The 23498-nt window shown below is 37.8% G+C and carries 20 protein-coding genes; 3 read left to right on the top strand and 17 right to left on the bottom strand.

All coding sequences use genetic code 11. From position 1 onward, the window contains the following. Positions 1-104: 104 nt before the first annotated feature. The 10 genes from COMX_RS02580 to COMX_RS02535 all read right to left on the bottom strand — a co-directional run bounded on the left by COMX_RS02580 (position 105) and on the right by COMX_RS02535 (position 11068). Positions 105-671 carry a Spy/CpxP family protein refolding chaperone gene (locus COMX_RS02580; RefSeq protein ID WP_034336664.1) on the bottom strand — a complete coding sequence of 189 codons (567 nt, stop codon included), beginning with the start codon at positions 669-671 and terminating at the stop codon, positions 105-107. A 354-nt stretch (positions 672-1025) separates the two neighbouring features. Further along, complete coding sequence (locus tag COMX_RS02575; protein ID WP_034336661.1) at positions 1026-1589, bottom strand: recombinase family protein; 564 nt, start codon at positions 1587-1589, stop codon at positions 1026-1028. Between the two features lie 389 nt (positions 1590-1978). Further along, on the bottom strand, positions 1979-3358 hold the full coding sequence (gene der, locus COMX_RS02570; protein ID WP_084051496.1) for a ribosome biogenesis GTPase Der: 1380 nt from the start codon (positions 3356-3358) through the stop codon (positions 1979-1981). A gap of 11 nt (positions 3359-3369) precedes the next feature. After that, positions 3370-4749: an outer membrane protein assembly factor BamB family protein gene (locus COMX_RS02565; protein ID WP_034336656.1), complete on the bottom strand. Its 1380-nt coding sequence runs from the start codon at positions 4747-4749 to the stop codon at positions 3370-3372. Beyond that, positions 4746-5450 carry a tetratricopeptide repeat protein gene (locus tag COMX_RS02560; protein WP_051461807.1) on the bottom strand — a complete coding sequence of 235 codons (705 nt, stop codon included), beginning with the start codon at positions 5448-5450 and terminating at the stop codon, positions 4746-4748. The genes COMX_RS02565 and COMX_RS02560 overlap by 4 nt, the downstream gene beginning before the upstream one ends. Positions 5451-5528: 78 nt before the next feature. Further along, on the bottom strand, positions 5529-5903 hold the full coding sequence (locus COMX_RS02555; protein WP_051461806.1) for a hypothetical protein: 375 nt from the start codon (positions 5901-5903) through the stop codon (positions 5529-5531). Between the two features lie 58 nt (positions 5904-5961). After that, positions 5962-7281 (bottom strand): dihydroorotase, encoded by a 1320-nt coding sequence (locus COMX_RS02550; RefSeq protein ID WP_034336653.1) that lies wholly within the window; start codon positions 7279-7281, stop codon positions 5962-5964. A gap of 20 nt (positions 7282-7301) precedes the next feature. Then, a complete protein-coding gene (gene asnB, locus COMX_RS02545; protein WP_034336650.1) occupies positions 7302-9077 on the bottom strand; it encodes an asparagine synthase (glutamine-hydrolyzing) in 1776 nt (591 codons plus the stop codon). Further along, complete coding sequence (locus COMX_RS02540) at positions 9077-10108, bottom strand: glycosyltransferase (protein WP_034336647.1); 1032 nt, start codon at positions 10106-10108, stop codon at positions 9077-9079. Before COMX_RS02540 ends, asnB begins: the two co-directional genes overlap by 1 nt. A 30-nt stretch (positions 10109-10138) precedes the next feature. Beyond that, positions 10139-11068: a glycosyltransferase family 9 protein gene (locus COMX_RS02535; protein WP_034336644.1), complete on the bottom strand. Its 930-nt coding sequence runs from the start codon at positions 11066-11068 to the stop codon at positions 10139-10141. A 72-nt stretch (positions 11069-11140) separates the two neighbouring features. Here COMX_RS02535 and hisI point away from each other — a divergent pair, with 72 nt between their 5' ends. The 3 genes from hisI (at position 11141) to COMX_RS02520 (ending at position 13744) form a co-directional block, all read left to right on the top strand. Further along, on the top strand, positions 11141-11539 hold the full coding sequence (gene hisI / locus COMX_RS02530; RefSeq protein ID WP_034336641.1) for a phosphoribosyl-AMP cyclohydrolase: 399 nt from the start codon (positions 11141-11143) through the stop codon (positions 11537-11539). Between the two features lie 20 nt (positions 11540-11559). Next, positions 11560-12717: a lipid-A-disaccharide synthase gene (gene lpxB, locus COMX_RS02525; protein WP_034336639.1), complete on the top strand. Its 1158-nt coding sequence runs from the start codon at positions 11560-11562 to the stop codon at positions 12715-12717. Between the two features lie 133 nt (positions 12718-12850). Further along, positions 12851-13744, top strand: a complete 894-nt coding sequence (locus COMX_RS02520; RefSeq protein WP_034336637.1) for an EamA family transporter — start codon at positions 12851-12853, stop codon at positions 13742-13744. 67 nt (positions 13745-13811) lie between these two features. On the opposite strand, the gene COMX_RS02515 is transcribed toward COMX_RS02520, so the two are convergent. The 7 genes from COMX_RS02515 to COMX_RS02485 form a co-directional block, all read right to left on the bottom strand. After that, positions 13812-15761 (bottom strand): tyrosine-protein phosphatase, encoded by a 1950-nt coding sequence (locus COMX_RS02515; protein ID WP_051461805.1) that lies wholly within the window; start codon positions 15759-15761, stop codon positions 13812-13814. Positions 15762-15912: 151 nt separating this feature from the next. Further along, positions 15913-16296 carry a lysozyme inhibitor LprI family protein gene (locus COMX_RS02510; RefSeq protein WP_034336634.1) on the bottom strand — a complete coding sequence of 128 codons (384 nt, stop codon included), beginning with the start codon at positions 16294-16296 and terminating at the stop codon, positions 15913-15915. Between the two features lie 32 nt (positions 16297-16328). Next, a complete protein-coding gene (locus COMX_RS02505; RefSeq protein WP_051461804.1) occupies positions 16329-17612 on the bottom strand; it encodes a c-type cytochrome in 1284 nt (427 codons plus the stop codon). Between the two features lie 33 nt (positions 17613-17645). Next, positions 17646-17888 carry a hypothetical protein gene (locus COMX_RS02500; RefSeq protein WP_034336630.1) on the bottom strand — a complete coding sequence of 81 codons (243 nt, stop codon included), beginning with the start codon at positions 17886-17888 and terminating at the stop codon, positions 17646-17648. Positions 17889-17936: 48 nt separating this feature from the next. Beyond that, positions 17937-20108 (bottom strand): xanthine dehydrogenase family protein molybdopterin-binding subunit, encoded by a 2172-nt coding sequence (locus COMX_RS02495; protein WP_034336627.1) that lies wholly within the window; start codon positions 20106-20108, stop codon positions 17937-17939. Then, the gene (locus COMX_RS02490; protein ID WP_034336624.1) at positions 20101-20565 is read right to left on the bottom strand and encodes a (2Fe-2S)-binding protein; all 465 of its coding nucleotides are present in this window, start codon (positions 20563-20565) and stop codon (positions 20101-20103) included. The genes COMX_RS02495 and COMX_RS02490 overlap by 8 nt, the downstream gene beginning before the upstream one ends. Before the next feature lie 95 nt (positions 20566-20660). Continuing rightward, positions 20661-23375: a cation:proton antiporter gene (locus COMX_RS02485; protein ID WP_051461803.1), complete on the bottom strand. Its 2715-nt coding sequence runs from the start codon at positions 23373-23375 to the stop codon at positions 20661-20663. Positions 23376-23498: the final 123 nt, after the last annotated feature.

Below are 23498 nucleotides of genomic sequence, written 5' to 3'. Positions count from 1 at the left end.
CTTTTAACAATAAACATATTCAAATGATTATACTATCAAACAAAAAAAGCCTGTCACTCCATAAAGAGTAACAGGCCTTATTAACATCTCGAATCAATCAAAGATTATGGTAATGGAGGAGGTGCTGGTGCATCTTCTGGAGCAGGTGCATCCATATCACGCAACTCTTTCATTTGTTCTTTAATCGATTTAATTTTACTATATCGTAATTTTGCTTTGGCAAGCTGTTCTGGAGTTAACACATCACGTAAAGCAAGGATTGTTTTAACATGTGCAGCCTTAACTGTTTTTTCCAAAGCTGCTTGTTTGTCTAAAATAGGTTGTAAGCTTTCAGCTGTTACCTTGCCAGAAGATAACAAAGCTGTTGCCATCTGATCATGAATTGTCTTCATACTATCGCGATTTTTGGCTTCTTCTTTACGAGCGTCAGCCATAATATCGCTCATTTTTTGCTTTTGTTCTTTGGTTAACTTAATACCTTGGAAAATCATCCCCATTGGACCTGCCCCTGGGCCAAACATTCTTGGATGATGTGGTGGAGGTGGAGGCATGTCTTCACCTGGAGGAGGAGGAGGAGGAGGAGGAGCAGGATGTGCAAAAGCTGCCCCAGCAGCACCAAAGCTTAATCCACTTGCAACCACTAAAGAAGTCAGCATTTTTTTGTTAAACATTATTATAATCCCTATTTCCATTGACACAATTTAAAATTATTTCAAAACTATCCTTGTGCTCTAATAATGAGTTTTAACAATCTTTTAGGCAAAAATATGACAAATTCTGTATTTTTTCATGATCGCAATAACAAATATTTTAATAGGAGAAGATAATTTATTTCTTTAAAGTCTAATCCTATATATAAACCACACCTTTTTAGGTTATTATTTAGCTTTATCTCGGGTTTTATAATTATTCTTTAAATAACAATCCAAAAAACTTAGAGGATACAATCTTAACTAAAGGGAATATATTTGTAATTCAGACTTACCAACTCGCAATATCAATTAATCAAAAAATAATATATCTTTTTACATATAAGATTTTTTAATATTGAGAGCTTTATATAAGGTTGTTGTACAAACTTTAATACGTGCAGCAGCTTCTCTAACGTTTAACCCATTTTGTAAATGTTCTTTTGCTTTTTTAAGCTTATCATCTGTCATTGCAATTGGTCTTCCACCTATTCTACCTTGGTCTCTGGCAGCTTTTAATCCAGCTTTGGTTCGCTCTTTGATTAAATCTCGTTCGAATTGTGCCAACGCTCCAAATAAATGAAAGACAAGCTTCCCACCAGGTGTTGTTGTATCAATATTCTCCGTTAAGGATTTAAAACCAACCTTACGAGCTTCTAGATCATTTACAATTTCTATTAGATGTTTTATTGATCGCCCAAGACGATCTAATTTCCATACAACTAATACATCATCCTCTCTTAAATAGGAAAGGGCTTTTAATAATTCTGGTCTATCTGTCTTAGCTCCAGAGGCTTTATCTTCATAAATGCTATCACAACCAAATTGTTTTAACGCTTTTATTTGTAAAGCTGTATCTTGTTCAGTTGTTGATACTCTAGCATATCCAATATTAACCATAATTGACCTATATATTTATAAACTCATCTATTGCCGATAATGTTTATAAACTTATTAAATGTCAATATTTACAAAAAATTATTATTATTTAATAAAATTCTTTAAATATATGAAAAAAACAACATTATATTATCAGATAACTTTTTATTATTGACTTTTTAGTAATGGATATTTGATTAAATTTTCTTAATATTCATTTAATATTCATTTATGTAATTTATTGGCTTTTCAACCCTCGTCGACTATTACTTTTAATTGTAATGATCCTGAGTATTTATATACTTCCTCATGAAATGAAATAATATAAACAAATAAATTCAACATAACTGTTATTTATATACTATAAAAAAAGAGCTAAACTTTTAACAATTCAGCTCTTAATAACATCCCTAATCTTTTGAAGGGGTAGCATAAGGGTTTTTACTATCCCTGAACTGCAGTCGTATCGGTGTTCCTGGCATATCAAAAGTAGCCCTTAACCCATTAACCAAATATCTTTGATAATCCATAGGTATCTTTGACGTTCTTGTTCCAAATAAAACAAATGTTGGTGGACGAGCTTTAATCTGAGTAATATAACGTATTTTTAAACGACGGCCTTCAATCATAGGAGGACTGTGACGCGTAATCGCTTCTTCAAACCAACGATTCAAAGCACCCGTTGGAACACGTTTATTCCATATTGCATATGCTCTACGTACGGCAGGCAACAGTTTATGGATACCTCTACCTGTCAAAGCCGAGAAAGAAACGACAGCAATCCCGTTCATTTGAGTCAATGAAATTTCAATACGATCTTTAATTGCCTGACGAACTGCTTCTCTATCTTCTAAAATATCCCATTTGTTCAAAGCAAGAACACAACAGCGCCCTTCTCTCTCAATCAAACGTGCAATTTGTAGATCTTGTTCATGCACACCCAGCTCTGCATCGATAACCAAAACCACTACTTCAGCCATCTTTAATGCTTCCAAAGAAGCCGAGACGGACATTTTTTCTAGAGTTTCATCAATTCTAGCTTTACGGCGCAGCCCTGCTGTATCAACCAGCTCTACTTCACCCTCTTCATCTCTCAAAAAGACTGAAATAGAATCTCTCGTTAATCCTGCCTCTGGTCCAGTAATAACGCGCTGTTCACCTAACAACTGATTAACCAAAGTAGATTTTCCAGCATTTGGACGCCCAACAATGGCCAATTTTAGAGGACGATCAACGTTTTCATTCTCAAAATCTTCGAACTCGTCATTTTCTTCTTCATTTGGCAAACAATCTAAGACTGCTTCTATAAGATCACCGATCCCATTACCATGCTCTGCAGAAACAGGATAAGGCTCTCCCAAACCAAAGCTATACATCTCTAATGCAGCAATATTACCCGCATTACCCTCAGCTTTATTTACTGCCAGAATAATATGCTTGCCTTGTTTTCTTAACCATTGCGCGAAATGCTCATCAACAGGATTAATACCTGAACGCGCATCAACACAGAAAATAACAACATCAGCAGATGCAACTGCACTTTCAGAGGATTGGCGCATCCGACCAAATACAGTTTGTGGATCGTCTTCTTCCCACCCCGCAGTATCCACCAAAGTTACATTGCGATATCGCAATTCAATATCAACCGATTTACGATCACGCGTAACACCTGGTTGATCATTTACAATTGCGTATCGTCTGCCTGCCAAACGATTAAATAAAGTAGACTTTCCAACATTAGGACGTCCAGCAATTACAATCACAGGTAAAGATTTAGTGGATAATGCCACGTATTTTATTCCTATCCAAAAGCAGTCAATTTGCCATTTTGTCCAAGGACCAGCAAATTCTCATTAACAATTACCGGGGCAAGCGCTGGTGTAATATCTGTTTTCACAACCTTTGTTACCTTCCCCGTTGCGGGATCAATGGTCACCAAACCATTATCCCCAAAATCACTGATACAAATCAACTGACCACCACCCAATACGGGACCATACCAAGCAATAGGATCTTTTGATTTTTCTTCATTTTTAAAGCGTCGCAACTGAGTAACCCAACGTACTCTGCCTGTGACACGATCTAAACAAGCAAGTTGTTGATCCAATGATAACGCAAACAACCAATCTGATATAACAACCATTGCATTTTGACCAGCCGCTTCACGTTCCCATAATCTTCGACCTGAACGCACATCAATCGCAACTAATACAGAACCAACACTGATTGCATAAACCGTACCGTCAACAATGACTGGTAATGCACTAATCGCAGAAAAATCTGTGTCTGAATCACGACCGCTGCGCCCCAAAGTCTCAGTCCAAATTTGTTCACCTGTTTCAGCACGTAAGGCAACCAAATCCCCTGTACCAAACCCTGCAACAATAATTCCATCAAAATAAGCAGGCGCTGGTTGTCCAAACAATTTAGTTTGTACGCTGCCTGTTTGATAAGACCAAATTTGATTTCCTGTCTTGGAATCCAAACAAAAAAGACTGCCATCAATCGTGCCAAAATATACACGCTCATCAACAATCGTTGGTGCAGAGCGCCCTGGAGTACCAACGTCTATTCGCCAGACAACATTACCTGTATTGCGATCCACACGTAACGTTTGTGCCACACCATCAACAACATATAGCGCATCATCAGTGAGGCCTATACCACCACCGAGATTACTAGATTTTGAACCTTTTTTATTAGGATTTAATTTCCATAAAACTTTTTTTGTTTTCCAATCAAAAGCTGTCACTTTTCCTACAGCATCAACTGTGAAAAAACGTTCGCCATCAACGACTGGGGTTGTACTCACAATTCCTCTGCCTTTTGATCCTAAGGCCATAAACGCCAAAGGGCTTGGCTCTGAATTTCCAGAACCAATGCTGCAATCCCATCTTTTTCTCACTCCACCGATAGCACTATGAATAGAAGTGTGGCTTGGAACCCGTCCTTCTTGCATCCATTTTGAATCGATAACAGGGGCGGGAATGGTAATAGGTGTATGATCGTCCTGATCCACCATTAATCCTGCACCAGAGCTGAATACATCTGCACGTTTACCAACCAAAATAGGTTTGCTATTTTTATGCCCACAAGCAACCAGCGCCATGCTGCCTCCAGTGGCCAGTAATATCGAACGACGAGAAAAACCTTTATGCGTTGCAGGCAAAGATTTTGTCATGGGTTACCCTTTTTATTAACGGTTTTATTATGAGCAATAATTTGTAACATTACACTGGCACGTTGACGTAATCCTGGTGAGGTATTCATATCTATTGATAATTGACCAAAAATTTGGCGTGCCTCAATCAACTTTCCTGTCCGTAAATTTAATAATGCTTCGGATTCTTTGAGCAATCCATACCAAGGCGTTTGCTGTCCAAGCAATTCATTTATACGAGTACGAAGATCCGCAGGAGACGCGTTATCAAGATGATGTTGTATCCACAACAAACCTGCCAAAGAGCGAAAAGCTGAAGATGCCGTTTGATCAGCCCTCAAAGTTTCCCAAATAACAGAGGCCTCTTTAATTTTACCTTGATCAGCAAGCAAGCCTGCCCGCTCCAATTGAGACAATGCACGTATTGATTGAGGTGAATGATCCGATAATGTTTTTAATTGTTTAATTGCTGCATTTTTAGCATCAACTGGAACTGTTTGACCTTCCATCATTGGAATAACAGGCTGCATCGTATTAAAATAAGAAAAGGAAGCCGCTTGTATAGCTTTATGATGTTGCCAGCTTTTATATTGCCATATCCCCAACGCCACAAGAGCAACAACAATTAGTACAACTACAAAAACAACATAACGGCGTGCTGCATTTTTTATTGTCTCTGCGCGCATATCTGCGTCAATCTCTTTTAATAGGTCCTCAGACACCTACTCGTACTCCCTTTTCTCATCACAGAATGCCTGCCTTTATCTTTGCCTATAAAGCAGCTTAAACATCTACATAACCTATTTTTTAGGTTTTGCCCCTAATTTTTTTCCACCTGCTTTTAATTCAGTCTGTATTTTAGTTAAGTTCGCTGTAATACGATTACGTACATCTGTTGTTGTTTTTTTATAAGGTTCCATATCCGCAGCAGCTTTTTGACTTATAGCTGTTTGTTTTGCATGTGCAGCCTTTGCAACGCAAGCATAATATGCACGTGAAGCTTTATCATAAGCTGTATAATGTTCAACACTGCTGTTATAATTGGTTACATTGGATACATTGATGGTTGGTGCTTTGGGTTCGTGACCACAACTTGCTGCCCAATCCTGAGCAAACGCAGAACCACCCGCAATCAACCCTAAACCAACAATTCCTGCTTGTAATACTATTTTCATCTCTATAATCCTAAAATCAATTTACGTATTTATAAATAACTCAAATTAAACAATTATTCTATGGTAAAAAATTAACCAGTTCGCCTTTTGGTCTACCCAACATTTCATCATTTTGCATAACAACACGCCCTTTGACAATTGTTACCATCGGCCATCCCTTAACTTCTACTTGATCATAAGGGGTCCATCCTGCTGGAGATGCAATCCAGTCATTGGTAATAATGCGTTTCTTCTGCATATCTACTAGCGTAAAATCTGCATCGTAACCCACTTGGATACGCCCTTTAGAAGGCATCCCATAAATTCGTGCTGGATTAGCCGACATTACATCAACTAAACGACTTAAAGATAATCGCCCCTCATTTACATGATTTAACATCAATGGCACAATTGTTTGAACCCCTAACATTCCAGAAGGACAACATAACCAAGGTTGTGCTTTCAAACTAGGATCATGAGGCGCATGATCCGATGAAACCACATCAACAACTCCGTTACGCACAGCTTCCCAACAAGCATCATAATGACGTTTGTCACGAATAGGTGGATTCATTACCGCAAAGCCTTTTAACCGCTCATAACATTCTGGGGCAATTTGCGTTAAATGATTAGCCAATACTTCAACGGTGGCAATGTCTTTATGATCAACCAACCACTCCATTTCTTCTTGAGTAGTGGTATGGAGAATGTGTGCTGGACGACCTGTTTTACGTGCAAGAGCAATAATACGACGTGTTCCTAGAAACGCAGTTTCTTCATCGCGCCATTTACTATGATTTTCATAAGGCATTCCTTCACAAAAAAGTTTTTTTCTTTCTTGCAGGCGATACTCGTCTTCGGCATGATAGCAAACACGACGATGCCCATGCAACATAACTTGTTCCAGGCTTGCATCATCCTCTACCATTAATGAACCTGTTGAAGAACCAGCATAAACTTTAATGCCGCATACACCCTTTTGAGATTCTAAACTCGCTAAATCTTTAGTGTTTTCACGGGTTGCACCAATATAAAACCCAAAGTTGATCCAGCTGGTTTCAGAAGCACGTTTTTGCTTCCATTGCACTGTTTCCAAATCAGCCGTAACCGGATTGGTATTTGGCATATCAAAAACCGTGGTTAATCCACCCAAAGCCGCAGCCTTAGTTCCAGTTTCAATTGTTTCAACCAGAGCATTTCCCGGTTCTCGAAAATGGACATGACAATCCATTAATCCTGGCAATACATGCAATCCTTGGGCGTCAAGAATTTGTTCTGCCTCATCGCTTATCTCAACAGTCAAAGAAATAATACGGCCATTTTTAATACCAATATTCGTTTTTTCCTCACCCCAAGGAAAAACACAAACGCCATTTTTTAATATTAAATCGTAATGCATCGTTTCACTTTACTTCTCTTCTAAGCTGCCAAAATATCAGTTACGGAACCGTTTGGAGATTTCCCCACAATATGTATTTGATGCCACAAAGCATAAAACAATAAATTCCATGCCATATAGCGCTCTTTTCGACCAGAGGCTTTCTCAAATAATTTTACTATTTTATCAGAAAAAGCAATTTCTTGTATCCCTATTTGTTTAGAAACTAATGGTGCCAAAATCAATGCTTGTTGTTCAATCCACAAACCAATGGGAACACTAAAACCTAATTTCGCTGTGAAAGGTCTGGATTCAGGAAAATTTTGTTCTAACCACTTGCGTAAAATCCACTTTCCCTGCCTATTTTGAACTTTTAACGAATCAGACAGATTAAATGCAAATGCAGTTATTTGTTTATCTAAGAAAGGAACACGACCTTCTATTCCATGTGCCATTAAACATCGATCAAGTTTGATTAACAAATCATTCGGCAACCAGGTCTCTATATCAATTTTTTGTGCTTTAGTTAGGCGTGACAGGCCAGAAAAATCATATTGATTTTCAAACGCTATGATTTCATCCCGCCATGAAGTAAGATCAACGTTCAAATAATCTGTCTGATCAAAAACACCCTTACGATACATCTTCCTGCCACCTTTCCACCAAGGCTGGCTGGCTTTACGGTAACGACCATACCCAGCAAAAAGCTCATCACCACCCTCACCTGATAAAATAACCGTCACATTCTTACTGGCTTCTTTGGCTAAAAACCAAGTAGGGATGATTGCATAATCCGCTACTGGATCATCCATACAGGCCACGATCTGAGGTAAATGTTGCCACACTTGTTGTTGGGTAATGGAATAAATATGATGCTCTGCCCCAACTTGTTTTGCTAAAAACGCTGCCTGGTCCGTTTCATCTGCAACATACCCTTGATGCGTATCCGTTTCAAAACGCGCCGTCCATGCTTTTACCCGTTTTTCTTGGCCTAAACGTTGCATCATTTTTAAAATAATTGAACTATCGATACCACTAGATAGAAACAGACCAAAAGGCACATCAGAGCGTTCATGAATGCGCACTGTATCTTCAAGAATTTGATCAAGTTGCTTCAAAGCAAGATTTACATCAAAAATTTCTTGAGTTTGGTTTTTAAAGACTTCTATACGATCCTTCCTGAGGATCGTGCCATCTTTAATGACCAGCGTTTCTCCGGGTAATAAGCGATGAATATTCTTAAAAATCGTCTCTTGCCCTGGCACAAACTGAAGTTGTAATAAAGCCGCCAATCCTTGTTGGCGAAGTAAGGGTTGAACAAAACCAGCTTTGATCAAAGCTTGTGCTTCAGAAGCAAAAACAATCCCTTGTTCGACACCAGCATAATATAAAGGTTTAACTCCAAATGGATCACGACTTAAAATAACTGTGTGTTCATCCATATCAACCAATGCAATCCCGTACATGCCTCGCAATTTTTCTGGAAATTTTTCTTTGAATTGCTGCCATAATGGGATTATTCCCTCGCAATCACTGCCTGTTTGAAAAGGATAATCTGAAAAACTATGACGAAGCTCTAGATCATTATAAATTTCACCATTAGCAACCACAAACTGTTTATCTTGAAAGGATAAAGGTTGTTTCCCACCCTCAAGATCAATAATAGAAAGACGCGTATGAATTAAAACAGCATGTTGCCCCACCCATTCTCCATTTCCATTTGGACCACGGTGGACAAGAGCCTCTTTTAATAATTTTTTTTGTTCATCAGAAACTGAACATCCTGGTTTAAGGGCAATTCCTGCCAGACCACACATTACACTTTTTCAACTTTACTCAAGAAGTCATACCATTGTTGCAATACTGTTTCTTTACTAAATTCTGTTTCGAATTTTTTCCTACCTGCTTTTGCTATTTTACTTGAAAAGTCAGCACTATCCAACAGTTTTTGTATTGATTGAGCAAGTAATTTTTCATCCTCCAAAGGAGATAACAACCCATTCTCACCATCAGTAATTAACTCTAATGGGCCTTGAGATGCCAAGGCAGCCACTGGTTTTGTTGCTGCAAATGCTTCTAGTACAATATTTCCCAACGGTTCATGACGTGAGGAACAAACAAACACGTCACAGGCCCCTAATAGCTGAGAAATATCTTCTACCCATCCTGGCATATGCACACGGTCTGAAACATTTAATGTTTCTGTTAATTGCTCAAGATGAGCACGCTCTTCCCCTTCACCAGCAATGAATAAATGTGCATCTTTAAGAAAAGGCATAGCCTTAATTAAGGTATCAAATCCTTTATTGGTATGTAAACGCCCCAACGCAATTAAGAAAGGCGCTGTTTGAGGAATAAAATTAGGACGTTTTGGAACGACATTAGGAAAATCTCTAGCAAAATTAGGTACATAATGTGCCCGATCCTTTGGCCAACCTTGTTCAATTAACCATTTAACAATCCCTTTGGTATTCCCGACCAAATGGTCACAATTTTTGTAATATTTCAAATCGTAAAACCCACCTAATCGCCCCACAGAAACCCAATCACCTACTGGCATGAAATAAGCTGCCCTGTTCATCCAAGCCACTGATACCCTCGGAGAAAATTCAGTTAAATATTGTTTTAATTTACGCTTAGTCCTAAAATCCATTTTGCTACCAAAAGAGAGCTCTCTTGGCCATAATCCAGCGTTTCTTAATAATTCGAACCGATTTTGATTTTGACGAATAATAGGTAAAACATTCAATCCTTGTTCATATTGAGCGGCACAAAGTCGTTCATAAAATAACTCTGCCCCCCCATTAACTGCACCCGCCATTACATGAGCAATACGTAATTTATCCATTTATTCAATCCAATTCAAAATCTATATATACTAATGAATAATTGTATTTTGTTGTTCTAACATTTTTTTCAATACTTCAAAAACCCTATCAACAGATAAATTATCCATTGATGCTTTACCTTCTTCACCCTCAGCCACAACAGCCTGTGAATTAAGCCCTGCTGGGGCATATTCTGAAACTTGGCTTGGACCAAACAATCCTAAGACAGGAATTTGACAAGCAGCTGCTAAATGCATCAATCCTGAATCATTACCAACAAATGCTTTACATCGCAAAAACATTGATGCAACCTGAGATAATGTAAAATCACCCCCCACGTTAATAATCGGCAAACCCTCATTTAATAACGGTTTAGCCATTTCATATTCTTGTAAACCTGGCCCGTAAAAAACTGCAAATTGGCTTTTTGGAAACTCTACTAATATTTTTTTTGCCAAGACTATAAAGCGGTCAATACTCCAAACTTTACCTGCCCAATTTGCTGTTGGTGCTAATGCAATATAATGATTATCAGACAAATACTGTTTGGCAAGATCAATATCTTGTTCTCCTGTCCACATCATGGGCAACGGTGCAGGCTGTAAATTAAAAGATTTTGCCAAATACTCTATTTTTCTTTCTTTGATACGCCCACCACGGATAATCTTACGGTTTTTAGCCCACAAAGCATAGCTGATACCCGATCCCCTAAGGTCTACAACCATGTCCCAGTGACATAAAAAACATTGTTTCCATAATTTAAACCAATGCATATCATAGCGTTGTTTTTCCATAATAATCGTTTTTTTACGTCTAGGCATTCTCTCAAACACCCCCGCAGCGACTGGGCCACAAGCAATGGTAAAGTCAGCATTAGGATAAGTTTGTATTAAATAGTTTAATATCCCAGTAGAGATGACGGCATCTCCCAATCGGGTTGAAGTAATAAACAAAATATTTTTTATTGTAGATGATTGCATATCATACTTATACTGGGCAAAATAATATCTACAAAGAATATTATTTTATCTCGCTTTAAAGGTCTATACAGAATGACAGATTCATCCATTAATTCTTTTTTATCCATGATGAAATTTAATTCAGACGGGTTAATTGCTGCAATTGCTCAGCAACATGATACAGGCGAAGTATTAATGATGGCTTGGATGAATAAAGAATCGATTATAGAAACCCTTGAAAAACAACAAGTTTGTTATTATTCTCGCAGCCGCCAAAAATTATGGCGCAAAGGTGAAACTTCTGGACAAGTTCAAATGCTGGTTGAAATGCGCCTTGATTGTGATGGAGATACACTTTTATTATTGGTTGATCAAAAAGGAGTAGCTTGTCATACAGGAAGACGCAATTGTTTCTTTCATGCTTATCGTCATGGAGAAATTGTTGAGGTTAGCAAGCCATTAATGGATCCAAATCAACTTTACCATCAATAATTATCAATAAGAGCAACATTATGAGTGCAACGACACATAAAATTTGGCTATTAGCTGGTGAAACCAGTGGGGATGAATTGGGTGCCAAACTAATCAAAGCTTTGCGCCATTTCAATCCTGACCTAAAATTTTATGGTGTTGGTGGAACAAAAATGCAGGAACAAGGCATGGAAATTTTATTTCCTATGCAAGACTTAGCCGTAATGGGCTTGGTTGAAGTGCTGCCGAAGATCCATATGTTATCCAATCGATTAAACCAAGCGGCACAAGATATTCAACTGAAACAGCCTGATGTCGTGGTCACAATTGACAGCCCTGGTTTTTCTTTGCGGCTGCTAAAAAAGATTGCAGATTTACATATCCCCAGAGTGCATTATGTTGCCCCTCAAGTATGGGCATGGCATGAAAGCCGAGTAAAGAAATTCCCTGGATTATGGGAAAAATTACTTTGTTTACTGCCTTTTGAAAAATCATTCTTTGCTAAACACGGGCTGGACAGTGCATTTGTAGGGCATCCTATTTTAGAAACCGATGTGCATCATGGCAATGGCCAGCAATTTCGAAAAGAACATCAAGTTCCTGAAACTGCTCCAGTTTTATTATTAATGCCTGGCAGTCGTCGTTCAGAACTCCCTAAATTAATGCCAGTCTTTAAACAGACTTTAGTTTTATTAAAACGTCAACTGCATGATGTAGTTGCTGTTATTCCAACCTCCCCCCTTGCCAAAGAACACGTTGAGCATACAGTACAGGACTGGCCTATTAAACCAATTATCATTCATGATCAACAAGATAAATATAATGCTTATGCCGCCGCCAATGCTGCCTTGACCAAATCTGGCACAACAACGTTGGAACTCGCTTTGGCCAAAGTGCCCATGATCGTTACTTATCGCGTAAATCCTATCACAGCGATGATTGCCAGACGTATGATCAAGGTTCCTTACGTTTGTATGTTAAATTTATTAGCAAACAAGGAAGTTGTGCCTGAGTTATTACAAGAAGACTGCAACCCCGCACATTTAACAGCAACATTACTGGGATTATTGACAGATCCACAAAAAGCCAAAGCTCAACAAGATGCTTTTACCGAAATTATGCACCAACTTTCTGGCCCGAATAATGAGCTGCCTTCCCGTGTCGCTGCCAAAGAAATTTTGGGAATGATAAATGGCTAAATTATATGACAACTTAACGGATTATTATAAGATTGTTTTTTTGCTATATGATTACTAATCCTTTGTTCACTATAAAACATAAACCATTCAGAATATTTTTCTCAGTTCAATAAGTTAGATTGATATATAAATAATGTCCGCAAAGCTACAAGGTATTATCTTAGTCCTCCTCGGCACGATCAGCTATGGGCTACCAGCTTCTTTGATTAAACTGTCTAAACAAGACGGCATCACTGAAGCTAATATTCTTTTTTTTCAATTCTTTTTTGGCTGCCTTGCTTTGGGCATACTCTATTTCTTTAGCAGCAAGAAAATTAACCCCAATGAAACACAATTAGACCCCAGCGCAAAAAGACACCTTATTCTGTCTGGTACAGCTTTGGCACTAACAAACTCTTTTTATTTTACTTCATTAGAATATGTGTCCGTTGCCATTGCCGCCGTGATGCTGATGCAATCGGTTTGGATTACTTCAGTTTTAGATTTTTTCTTTAAAAAAACTATCCCTTCACCTATTCAAATCCTCTGTATTATCGGTGTTTTATTAGGAACAATATTAACAACCAATCTCATCGGCACAGAAATTGTTATTTCTCCATTAGGATTATTTTTAAGCTTCATGTCAGGTGTTTGTTATGCCATAACAATTATGGTTACCAATAATTTAGCCCCTCAAGCATCTGCCTTTGGAAGAGCATATTATATTTCATTGGGCGCTTTTATTATCATTTGTATTCTTTGGGGATGGTCAATTAATCTTTCAATCATTCCTTTATCCTTAAAATGGGGAATGATTATCGCTTGTTTTTCCATTATCTTACCATTGTTACTTTTTGCAAAAGGTATGCCAAAAATAACAGCAGGAATTGGCGGTGTTTTATCAGCACTGGAATTACCTGCTGCGATTATTTTCGCTTATTTCATTCTTAATGAACAGATTAGTATTTTACAATTTACTGGTGTTATTGTAATTTTTATTGCAATTAGCAGTGTTAATTTAACAAACAACAAATCTATCAAAGAGTAAGATTTATAAAATACTTAAATACCGTCATAAAACATACATAACGGTATTTAAGTATTATGTGATTCCATTAAAAATTCAGTGTTGTCCCTAACATCCCATTAACACCATGACTGTTTAACCCAGCACCATAGTAATCAGCACTGATATTAAATGACCACTGCCCTCTTTTAGCGGTTAAACGGGCACCTGCTTTATAAATATTAGGGCTGTTGAATGCTGAATATTGTCTAACGCCTACTCCATAAATAGTGCCATATTGATTAACACTGGCATTATTTAAAATTCGTTCATACCCCAATGTAACCCCAGGCATAAAACTCCATTGTCCAGAGTGTAATGGATCAAAGTTAATATCCATATTGGCAACAAGACTTGGTTGTATTTTATCGTATTTAGACATATTTAATGCCAGCTCACTCCCTTTCTCTCGAACACGACCTAAATGTAAACTGGTCACTTGTATCCCAACTGAAGGATCAATCGTGAATGATTGTGCTTTGAATAACCATCCAGCCATAGTACGACCACTATAATAAGCACCGCTGGTATTACCATTTGTTGTACCAAAACCATTCCCTAATTGGCGTTCGCTTTGATAATTAACATAGCCGATATTTGCCTGTGCCCTTATCCATGCACCAGAATTATCAAGCCCTCTAAAGGCATAGTTTCCACCCAATGTCACAAAACCACTATTAGTAGTCACACGTCCACCATTGCTGTTAACATTACCATAATTATAACCCACCCCACCGTTAACCGATAGTTTTTGATTAAAACGATGAGTTAATCCAAAGACAGTGCCACCTGTATATTCATTACTGGAATTGAAACCTTTTCTTGCATCTGTGCTAAGGTAATTACTTAACCCCTGCATCCAAAATGCGGTTTCACCCTTTTTCATTTCTCTGCCTGTTGTCAAAGGCATCAGCATATCATTCATTTTAGAAGGCTGGCGCAATAAATAACTTGCTGCATCAGCATAAACCTGCCCACCAACACGCATTTCCAAACCATTCAACGACCCTTGATCGATTGCGGATTGAAGATAGTAGTTATAATTCGTATAAGCCCCCGATAAAGCAGTCCCTTGCAATGCGTTTAATAGATTTGCACCAGAGGCTGCATTTCCTTTAAAGTTTTCTTGACCAGGCAAGGTTAAATAACGCACCATTTTTCCACGCAATACATAAATAGTGGCTTGATCCAATCCCAATCCTTGTTTCAGATAATTATCCATTGTGCCATAAGTTTGAGCAACTTGATCCAATCCTGCTTCAAGCCATGATTGATCTACAGACATAATGGTGCGATATGATTCTTGCATAGACGTTGGTAATTTTGCCACCGTTGCATTAATACGCGAAGCCGTATATTTATTGGTTTGTAGATAATTAGACTCAATATCTTGTTTATCCACACCTGCAAGAGACTGTAATACTGCCGCAGTCCAACCTGTGCGATCTTTTCCAGCTGTACAATGAAATAATGCTGCGGAATCAGCATTTGCCAGTATTTTTAACTCATTACCAAAACCAGATCTGGCATAAGGATCGGTTACAAAGTTGCGCTCTGTTTGCTGCATCATACTATTGATCTGATCTTTGTTTAAACTACCATAATTTAGGGTAACAACACTATTTTGATTGCCTATAATATCAACATGGTAATAAGAAGTATTTGGAGAAAGTGTATCTGGTGTTGTTGCTATTTCCGCATCTGTTCTCAGATCAATAACAGTGCCTATATTTAATTTTTCCATCACACTAAGGTCATTACCAACAGGTGTTATTGCATTAGAACGATAAAAAACTCCAGGTCTCATCACGCCATTATGAGATGTCGAATAGGCTGTATCAATTCCAGCAAGATCACGAAAATTATCCATCCCTTGTAATTGAGGGGTATTTAATTGCGTTGTTTGTGCCAACGCAATATCCGTAACGCATAATAACGGAATAATAAATAATAGGCTGGCAATACAAGAAGAGGATAGAAAAGAAAACTTTACGTTCATGATAAACCCATCGTTATAAATAAAAATTATACCAATAGGTTTAGAGAACAATGTTAATAAATAACAATGAAGATATCATTAAGAAATTATTAAGATTTTATGATATATCACCATCATATTGAAATAAAATTTGATTATATGGAATTAAATCTTATTCAACTTTTGATAATAACGCTTTATCACAACCAGAGCTGGAACATTCTCTTTCAATTGATTTTAACAATTCAATGCGTGCTGTCATTTTATCATTTACACAATTTACGGCTACAGTACCACCATTAGAACATTCATTATCACGAGTTCTGATCCATTGGATTTGTGCTTGTTTAACTTCTTTTTTTTGTTCAGGTTTTAAAACTTTAATAGTTTTCCCATATTGCTCATTAATTTCTTTATCCAATTGAGTCATTTTTAAAGATGCACAATAGGTTCTATCATAAGCATTAATAGGATTGTTGCAGCTCATGGAAAATGCTGCTGGAACCAAAACAAATTGAGCCATGAGACCAGTAATAACAAGTGTTTTTTTAATCATGATCATATCTCTTTTTGATATAAATAAAAGGATTACTGCAATTTTAATTGCGCCCGTTCTTGCTTTACTTGTTTTGCGGTTACATGTCCATTCCTATTTCCGAAATGCGCGATCACATAATTTGCGATATCAGCAATATCTTGATCACTATATCCATCTTTAAAACCTGGCATAGGAAATATTCCTAATTTGGAATCTTTTAGCTCTGAACCTTCTAAAATAACCCGAATTAAGTTAGTCCCTTTGGTCAACGTTACCGTTTTAGAACCCCACAGACTTTCATACTCACCTTGTCGCCCTTGACCATTTTGTTGGTGACAAGAAGCGCACAGGGCTGCGAATAAATGACTGCCATGACTGCGACTGGGCTCTGCATTTTCAAGATCAGTTGGAGAAATATTAGCCGCGCCTTCTCCTTTTTCTTTGGCTGGTAAGGAACGTAAATAAATCACAATCGCACGAATATCTTTTTGGCTTAGTTGAGATAAACTTGTATTAATAATTTCTGCCATCGGACCCACGGCTGCCCCATGCCCCTCAACATAACCTTTGGATAAATATTGTTGCAGATCTTTATCGCTCCAAGAACCAATTCCCGTATCCCCATCAGAGGAAATATTATACGCAATCCAACCATTATAAGTTGAGCCAGAATAATCATTGGTTGAAGCCCTGCCATTAGACCAATCTTTGGGAGAATGACAATATGCGCAATGCCCTGGGCCCTCTACTAAAAATTTACCTCGGTTCCATTGTGCAGATTTGTCAGGATTGCTCTGAAAATGCCCCTCTGTGTCATTCTTCCAGTTCCATGCACGAATTGCCCATCTCATATTATATGGAAAAACCATATCTTCCTGATGAACTTTATTCTTAATAGCAGGTTGTTGATCTAAATAAGCTTTGATTGCTAAGATTTCGTCTGTGCTCATTAAGCTATAAGCAGAATAAGGCATCACAGGGTATAAATGCTTATCTTTATGCCCAACACCATCTTGTAAAGCACGAATAAATTCTTCATCCGTATAATTACCAATACCTGTTTCTTTATCAGATGTAATATTGGAAGAATAAACAATGCCTTGATTTTTAATCCGAAATGCCTTGCCTCCAGCTAAAAATTTATCCTCCTCAGCGGTATGGCAAGTTTGACAGCCCGAAGCACGGAATAAATATTCTCCTTTAGCAATCTGAGCTTGCTTTAGAACAATTTGATCTTCTTGTGCCAAAACCTGTTCAAAAGGCAATAAAACAACAACAAGAATTATTCCTTTTACAAACGCTTTTTGAATTAAATAACAAGAAAAATTAATCATAAACCTATTCTAAACCTTATCAAACCATAATTATTAATATTTAAATCTGTTAATTATTATTCCATATATTGATGAAATAATACCTATTATTGCGCTTATAATTCCTACATCTAGGCCTAAAGACTGCCAGTTATTAACAAAATTAGTCCCATCTTTTAAATATAGATGTCCTAACACGACACCGTATAATGCTAATAGACTTCCAAGGCCTATTCCAATAAATCCACAACCAACACCGACCAGATAACCTATTGACTTATTATGATTTTTAAACATTTCAATCTCTGGTTTTAACTAAAATATTAAGATCAATTTATCTTAAATTTAAAGCAAATATTTATTCAAGGGCAAACTATATAATTGTTTGTTCAAAATTGATCCTAAAGCATGTGCTAATGCAGGAGCAGCAACAATTGTACCCAGCTCTCCTACGCCCGAAGGTGCCTCATCACTTTTTATAATATGCACTTCTATTTGTGGTGCTTCATTCATATGTAATATACGATATTGATTAAAGTTACGCTGTACTATTTTCCCTTGTTCAAGTTGAACCTCATTATAAAGGGCTGAACCTAGCCCTATTATTGCACTACTTTCAATTTGAGCTGCAATTTGATCTGGATTAACTGCCAATCCACAATCAACAGCCACAATCACACGGTGTAAACGTACAACTGACATTGCAGTAACCTCAGCTTCGACCACCATTGCAATATAGCTATTAAAAACATGTGCTAGTGCAAAGCCTCTACCTATATCTTTTGAAAGTGGTTGATCCCATTGTGCATGTTGAGCAACCAGATCCATTACTGCTGTTGCTCTTGCATCTACTTTTAATTGCTTACGATATTCAATCACGTCTTTCTTGGCTTTAACCGCGCATTTGTTAATGATAGATTCTATCACAAAAACATTTCGCGTTGCACCATTACCTTGCCACCAACCAGGAATAATCGCATCAATATCACATCTAGTATAATTCAGCTGATAATGTGGTATTTCATAAGGAATTGTATTAATCCCCAAAAATAAATCGGGATCCATTCCCTCTTTGGTTAATTGTGATTTATCCCACCTTGCCATAATCGAAGGCCCAACAAGGTTATGTTTAACTGTCGTTAATAACCCATCAGCACCAACCCCAACTTCAATCTGATCTAAATATGGAGGACGCACATGATCTTGCAGAAAATCTTCCTCTCGAGACCAAACACATTTCAAAGGATATGAAATTTTTTGTGCAAATTTAACAGCTTGAAGAATATAATCATCATCCAAGCGACGGCCAAAACTGCCCCCTACATAGACATTATGAAAAATAATATCTTTTTTATCTCTTTTTAGGAGCTCTGCAATTCGTTCCTGAGTTCTTAAAGGCGTTTGTGAACAAGACCATATTTCACAATGATTATCATTAATCTCTATAGTACAACTCAAAGCTTCTAATGCAGCATGTGCCAACATGGGTTGCCTATAAGTCATTTTGTAAACGTGACTGGTTGCAGCCAAAGCCGTTTCGATTTTTACAGAACTATTACTATATCCGACAATTCCTTTTTGATCACTTGCTTGAATAAGTTGTTTATAAATACTATCGGTTGAAGTCGTTCCATTAGGGCCAAAATCCCATTCAATTTTTAACAACTTTGCAGCCTTAGAAGCAGCCCAAAAATGCTCTGCAATAATGCAAACCATATCTTCAAGGCTCAATATATCAACAACACCTTGAACCTGCCTTGCTTGTTGATCATGAATACGAACTAATTTGCCCCCAACAACCGGACAAGCAATCATATAACCTGTCTTTATTGCTGGTAAGCTAATATCCGCAGCAAATATCGCTTTACCATTAATTTTTGAAGGCGTATCTACCCTTGGTTGAGACTTACCTATTAGACTATAAGCTTCTTTTTTCTTTAAAATAATGTCTTTGGGTATAGATAATTTATCTGCTGGTACTAAAAATTGTGAATACGGTGATTGTCGATTGTCTGGCCCGTATATTTGCCCTTTTTGTGTATAACATTGATCTGGATTTATTCTCCAAAACTGTGCTGCCGATTCAATCAGCATTATTCGTAAAGTTGCCGCAGCCTGTTGAAGAGGTAACCAATCTTTTTGAGTTGACCCAGATCCCCAAGTAATTTCTGTCAATTCACCCTTTAAAATATATTCTGGACTAGGTAAGGCAGGCCGTACTTTTACAGCAGATAGCTCAACTTCCAGCTCTTCGGCCAATAACATTGCTGCTGCTGTATAAATCCCTTGCCCTAATTCAATATCAGGAATACGGAAAACAACTTCATTACTGGGTGTAATTTCAATATAAGCATTATGATATTCAAGAGAAGACTTACGGTTATCATCGTCAGTAGAATTTTTAAACTTTAATGATGATTGGCTATCCTGAGCTTTCCCTGAGAATAAAGGAAAAGAAAATCCAAGTGCCAAAGCTCCAGCCCTCGTTAAAAAAGCACGTCTTGATATGTCACTCATCTTCTGTGCTTCCAATCGCAACTTTAATAGCACTTCTTATCCGCTGATACATCCCACAACGACAAATATGTCCAGAAAGAGCAATATTGATTTCTTCTTTACTGGGTTTTTCATTCTCATGAAGTAAAGCGATAGCGGCCATAATTTGACCTGGTTGACAATATCCGCATTGTGTAGGCTGTTTTTCAACCCAACCATCAAGTATTTTTTGTGCAATTGGGTCGTTCCCCAATCCTTCAATGGTAATAATTGATTTCTCACCAATATTACCTACGGGCAGGATACAAGACCGCACAGGCTTACCATCTAAATGCACCGTGCAGGCAGCACATTCTCCTGTTCCACAACCATATTTAGCTCCTGTCAGTCCTATAATATCGCGCAAAACCCAGAGCAGTGGCATATCTTCGGAAACATCCAAATTAACCATTTTATTATTAATATTTAATGTAATCATAATATACTATGTCTGTTTTAGAGTTCCAGTGGCTACCTTAATCATAAAGGAAAATATTCTTTCCCTTATGATTAATTAACTTTTCATAACTTAATCTATTGAAAAGGATCTTCACCGTTTTTTTCTTCAGAGTTTCGTGGCTCGACAACATGAGATTGATCTTCTTTTGTTCCTGATGATAAGTTTTCTTCCTGTTCAACAGTATTTTCCTGATTATCATTTTCTCTTTGAGCTTTAAGAGAGGAAACTGACTTACCTTCAATTGCTGGAGGCATATATTCTAACAAAGGCATTGTGTCTTTTGAATCGTATTCAGCCTCTGGGCGATTACGTGCAAAGTCAATTTGCACTAAATTATGACGAACAACAGGATACTCAGATACTAAGCGCTTGAACACATCAATAGGCATAGTTAATAAATAACCAAATCGCAAGGAACGATAAATTGAGGCTGTTCTATGTTTTCTTGCTATTAATTCATTCGCCCCTAAAACATCTCCTGCACCATACGTAAATGCTTTATCTTCTATATGTGTTTCGAACAAACCATTACTAATAAAGAAAACATTTTTAATTCGTTCTCCACGAGAGTAAATTTTTTGCCCAGGAAAAACGAAATAAATCGACATTGACAGACTTAAATCATACAACACCGCTTGTGGAATGCCACGTAAACAAGGCAACTCTTGCACTCGTTGCTCAATCCCGCTTTTTAAATTAAATTTTAAACGACGATTATATCTTGAGTAACGCTTTTCAATCCCTTTATCTAGCTCTTGATGCAACTCTTCACTAATCAAAGATTCAGTCAATAACCCATCATATTCCTCAGTTTCAAATCTAAGAGAAACCATCTTTAAAAAACGAGCCTCTAAAGCTTCTATGTAACCTTGATAATGCATACGCATTGTTTCTAGAGCATCATCTAACATGCGATTTTGACGATCTAAAACCTCAGAAATAATTTCAGCAACGCGCGTCCCAAGAGTGGGTTCTATCCGACGCTTAACAAAGCGTGTCAAAGAAATAGATACAAATCTTGAAACCAACAAAATCTCAAAACGTTCCATCATGCAATACATTAATGGACGATCTATGTGTAATGTGCGATGAATATTTTGTGCGATACGAAAGCGTAAAGGCGGATGCAAGCGTTTATGCATTGCCTTTACATACCCATAACGACCATCTTGCCAAGCACCATCAATGGCTGCTTCTGCTGAGCGTAACAAAGTCTCCATAACCCGTCTAGGCAATCCCTGCATGCGGAATAAGTCAAGCAAAATAGAACGTTCTTGCGCAGCAATCGTTATCAACGCTAGGGTAATTCGTTGACGATTTCCAATTGCCGTATCAAAAGTATTAGCCTCTTGTTCTTCCTCTATACGCCTGTCGAGCTCCTCAATAACATATCCCGTTGTTTGATTATTAAAACCAAACTCGTTCGCAGTACGCCTGGTTTTATCACGGACTCTGCCCAAACCAATACTAATAATTTGATGACGAACGGCTTGATCTATAGGCGTTAATTCGTTCAAACGAAAATAAACAACAACAGCCCGTAAGGTCGTACCATTAACCAACAAAGTGATTAACACAAATCCCGTGGCAATAATTCCAACAAAATGAGAAATCGGTGTGGAAACCAACTCATTTTCAGTAACGGCCAACGCCAACGCCAAAGTAATAGCACCACGCAGCCCTCCCCAAACCATCGTTGCTTTAAACGGTGTTGGAACGGGAGGTGAAATCTTAGTAGCAGCCAAAATAGGCAGCATGCCAAAGATTACAATAGCGCGAGCAATTAACCCTGCAATCGTAGCAATTAAAATCAGCACACAATCCCACTTGGTCATTCCAATCAATAAACGAGGAACGAGCATTGAGGCTAAAACAAACAACAAAGACCCAGCCCAAAAGACTATTTGTTGCCAAATTTCATTCAAAAATCGCCAAGTCTGAGGACGAAACGTTGAAGGGCCATAGGCTGATAAAGTCAAACCTGCTGCAGCTGCAGCAACTACACCTGAAAATCCAATAATATCATCACAAACAATATAAGAGATATAAGGCAAAGCAACTGTTAATGTAATCTCACCCGCACGACCAGACGTAGAACCTAATGCCACAATCATCCACAAAGCAAGACGTGCAAAAACAAAACCAACGATGACTGCGCCCACAAAAGAGATTAAAATACTAGCAGCAGAGCTCATAAAATGCACTTCTTTATGAGCAATAATTGCTGCAATTAACGTCGAAAAGATAGAGATTGCAGCAGCATCGTTTAACAAAGATTCCCCTTCAACAAGGCGTGTTAAACGTGTCGCAGCACCAATTTCACGAAAAATGCCTGCCACTGCGGATGGATCTGTTGTTGCAACGATGGATCCTACCAATAAGCAAACAATCAAAGGCATACCCGAAAACGGATATAAAGCCAGCCCAATCATCGCAGTAGATAACACCACCGCCACAATCGCCAATAACAAAACCGTTCCCATTTCATGAGCAAGCCTGCGCACGTCGATTGCAAGTCCTGCCTGAAAAACCAAGATCGGCAAAAATATTAAAAGGAACCCCTCACTATTTATCGGAAAATCCAACAGCACTTCGGCCGCGGTATCAAAAATAAAAATATGAGAGCTATGTAATACAAGATCAGCAGCCCCCCCAAGGATAATCCCCACAATCGCCAACAAAACTGTTTCGGATAATTCAATCCGTTTAGCCAAAGGCTGAACGGCACTGACGATAACTAAAAGAATGGCTGTTGCTAGTAAAACAGTAGCCAGGCCGGTAACTGGCATATTTATATCTCTCTCCGTTTAAAATAAATATGATATCTTTTTATAAACGCATATTAAACAGAGAAATCAATCGATGATCTATTAAATCACATCATTATGATCTTACATATATTCCGTTATGAA

Origin of the sequence: Commensalibacter papalotli (ex Servin-Garciduenas et al. 2014) (assembly GCF_000527695.1) — a bacterium.
GTDB lineage: Bacteria > Pseudomonadota > Alphaproteobacteria > Acetobacterales > Acetobacteraceae > Commensalibacter > Commensalibacter papalotli.
This window is presented reverse-complemented; position numbering and strand designations above follow the sequence as displayed.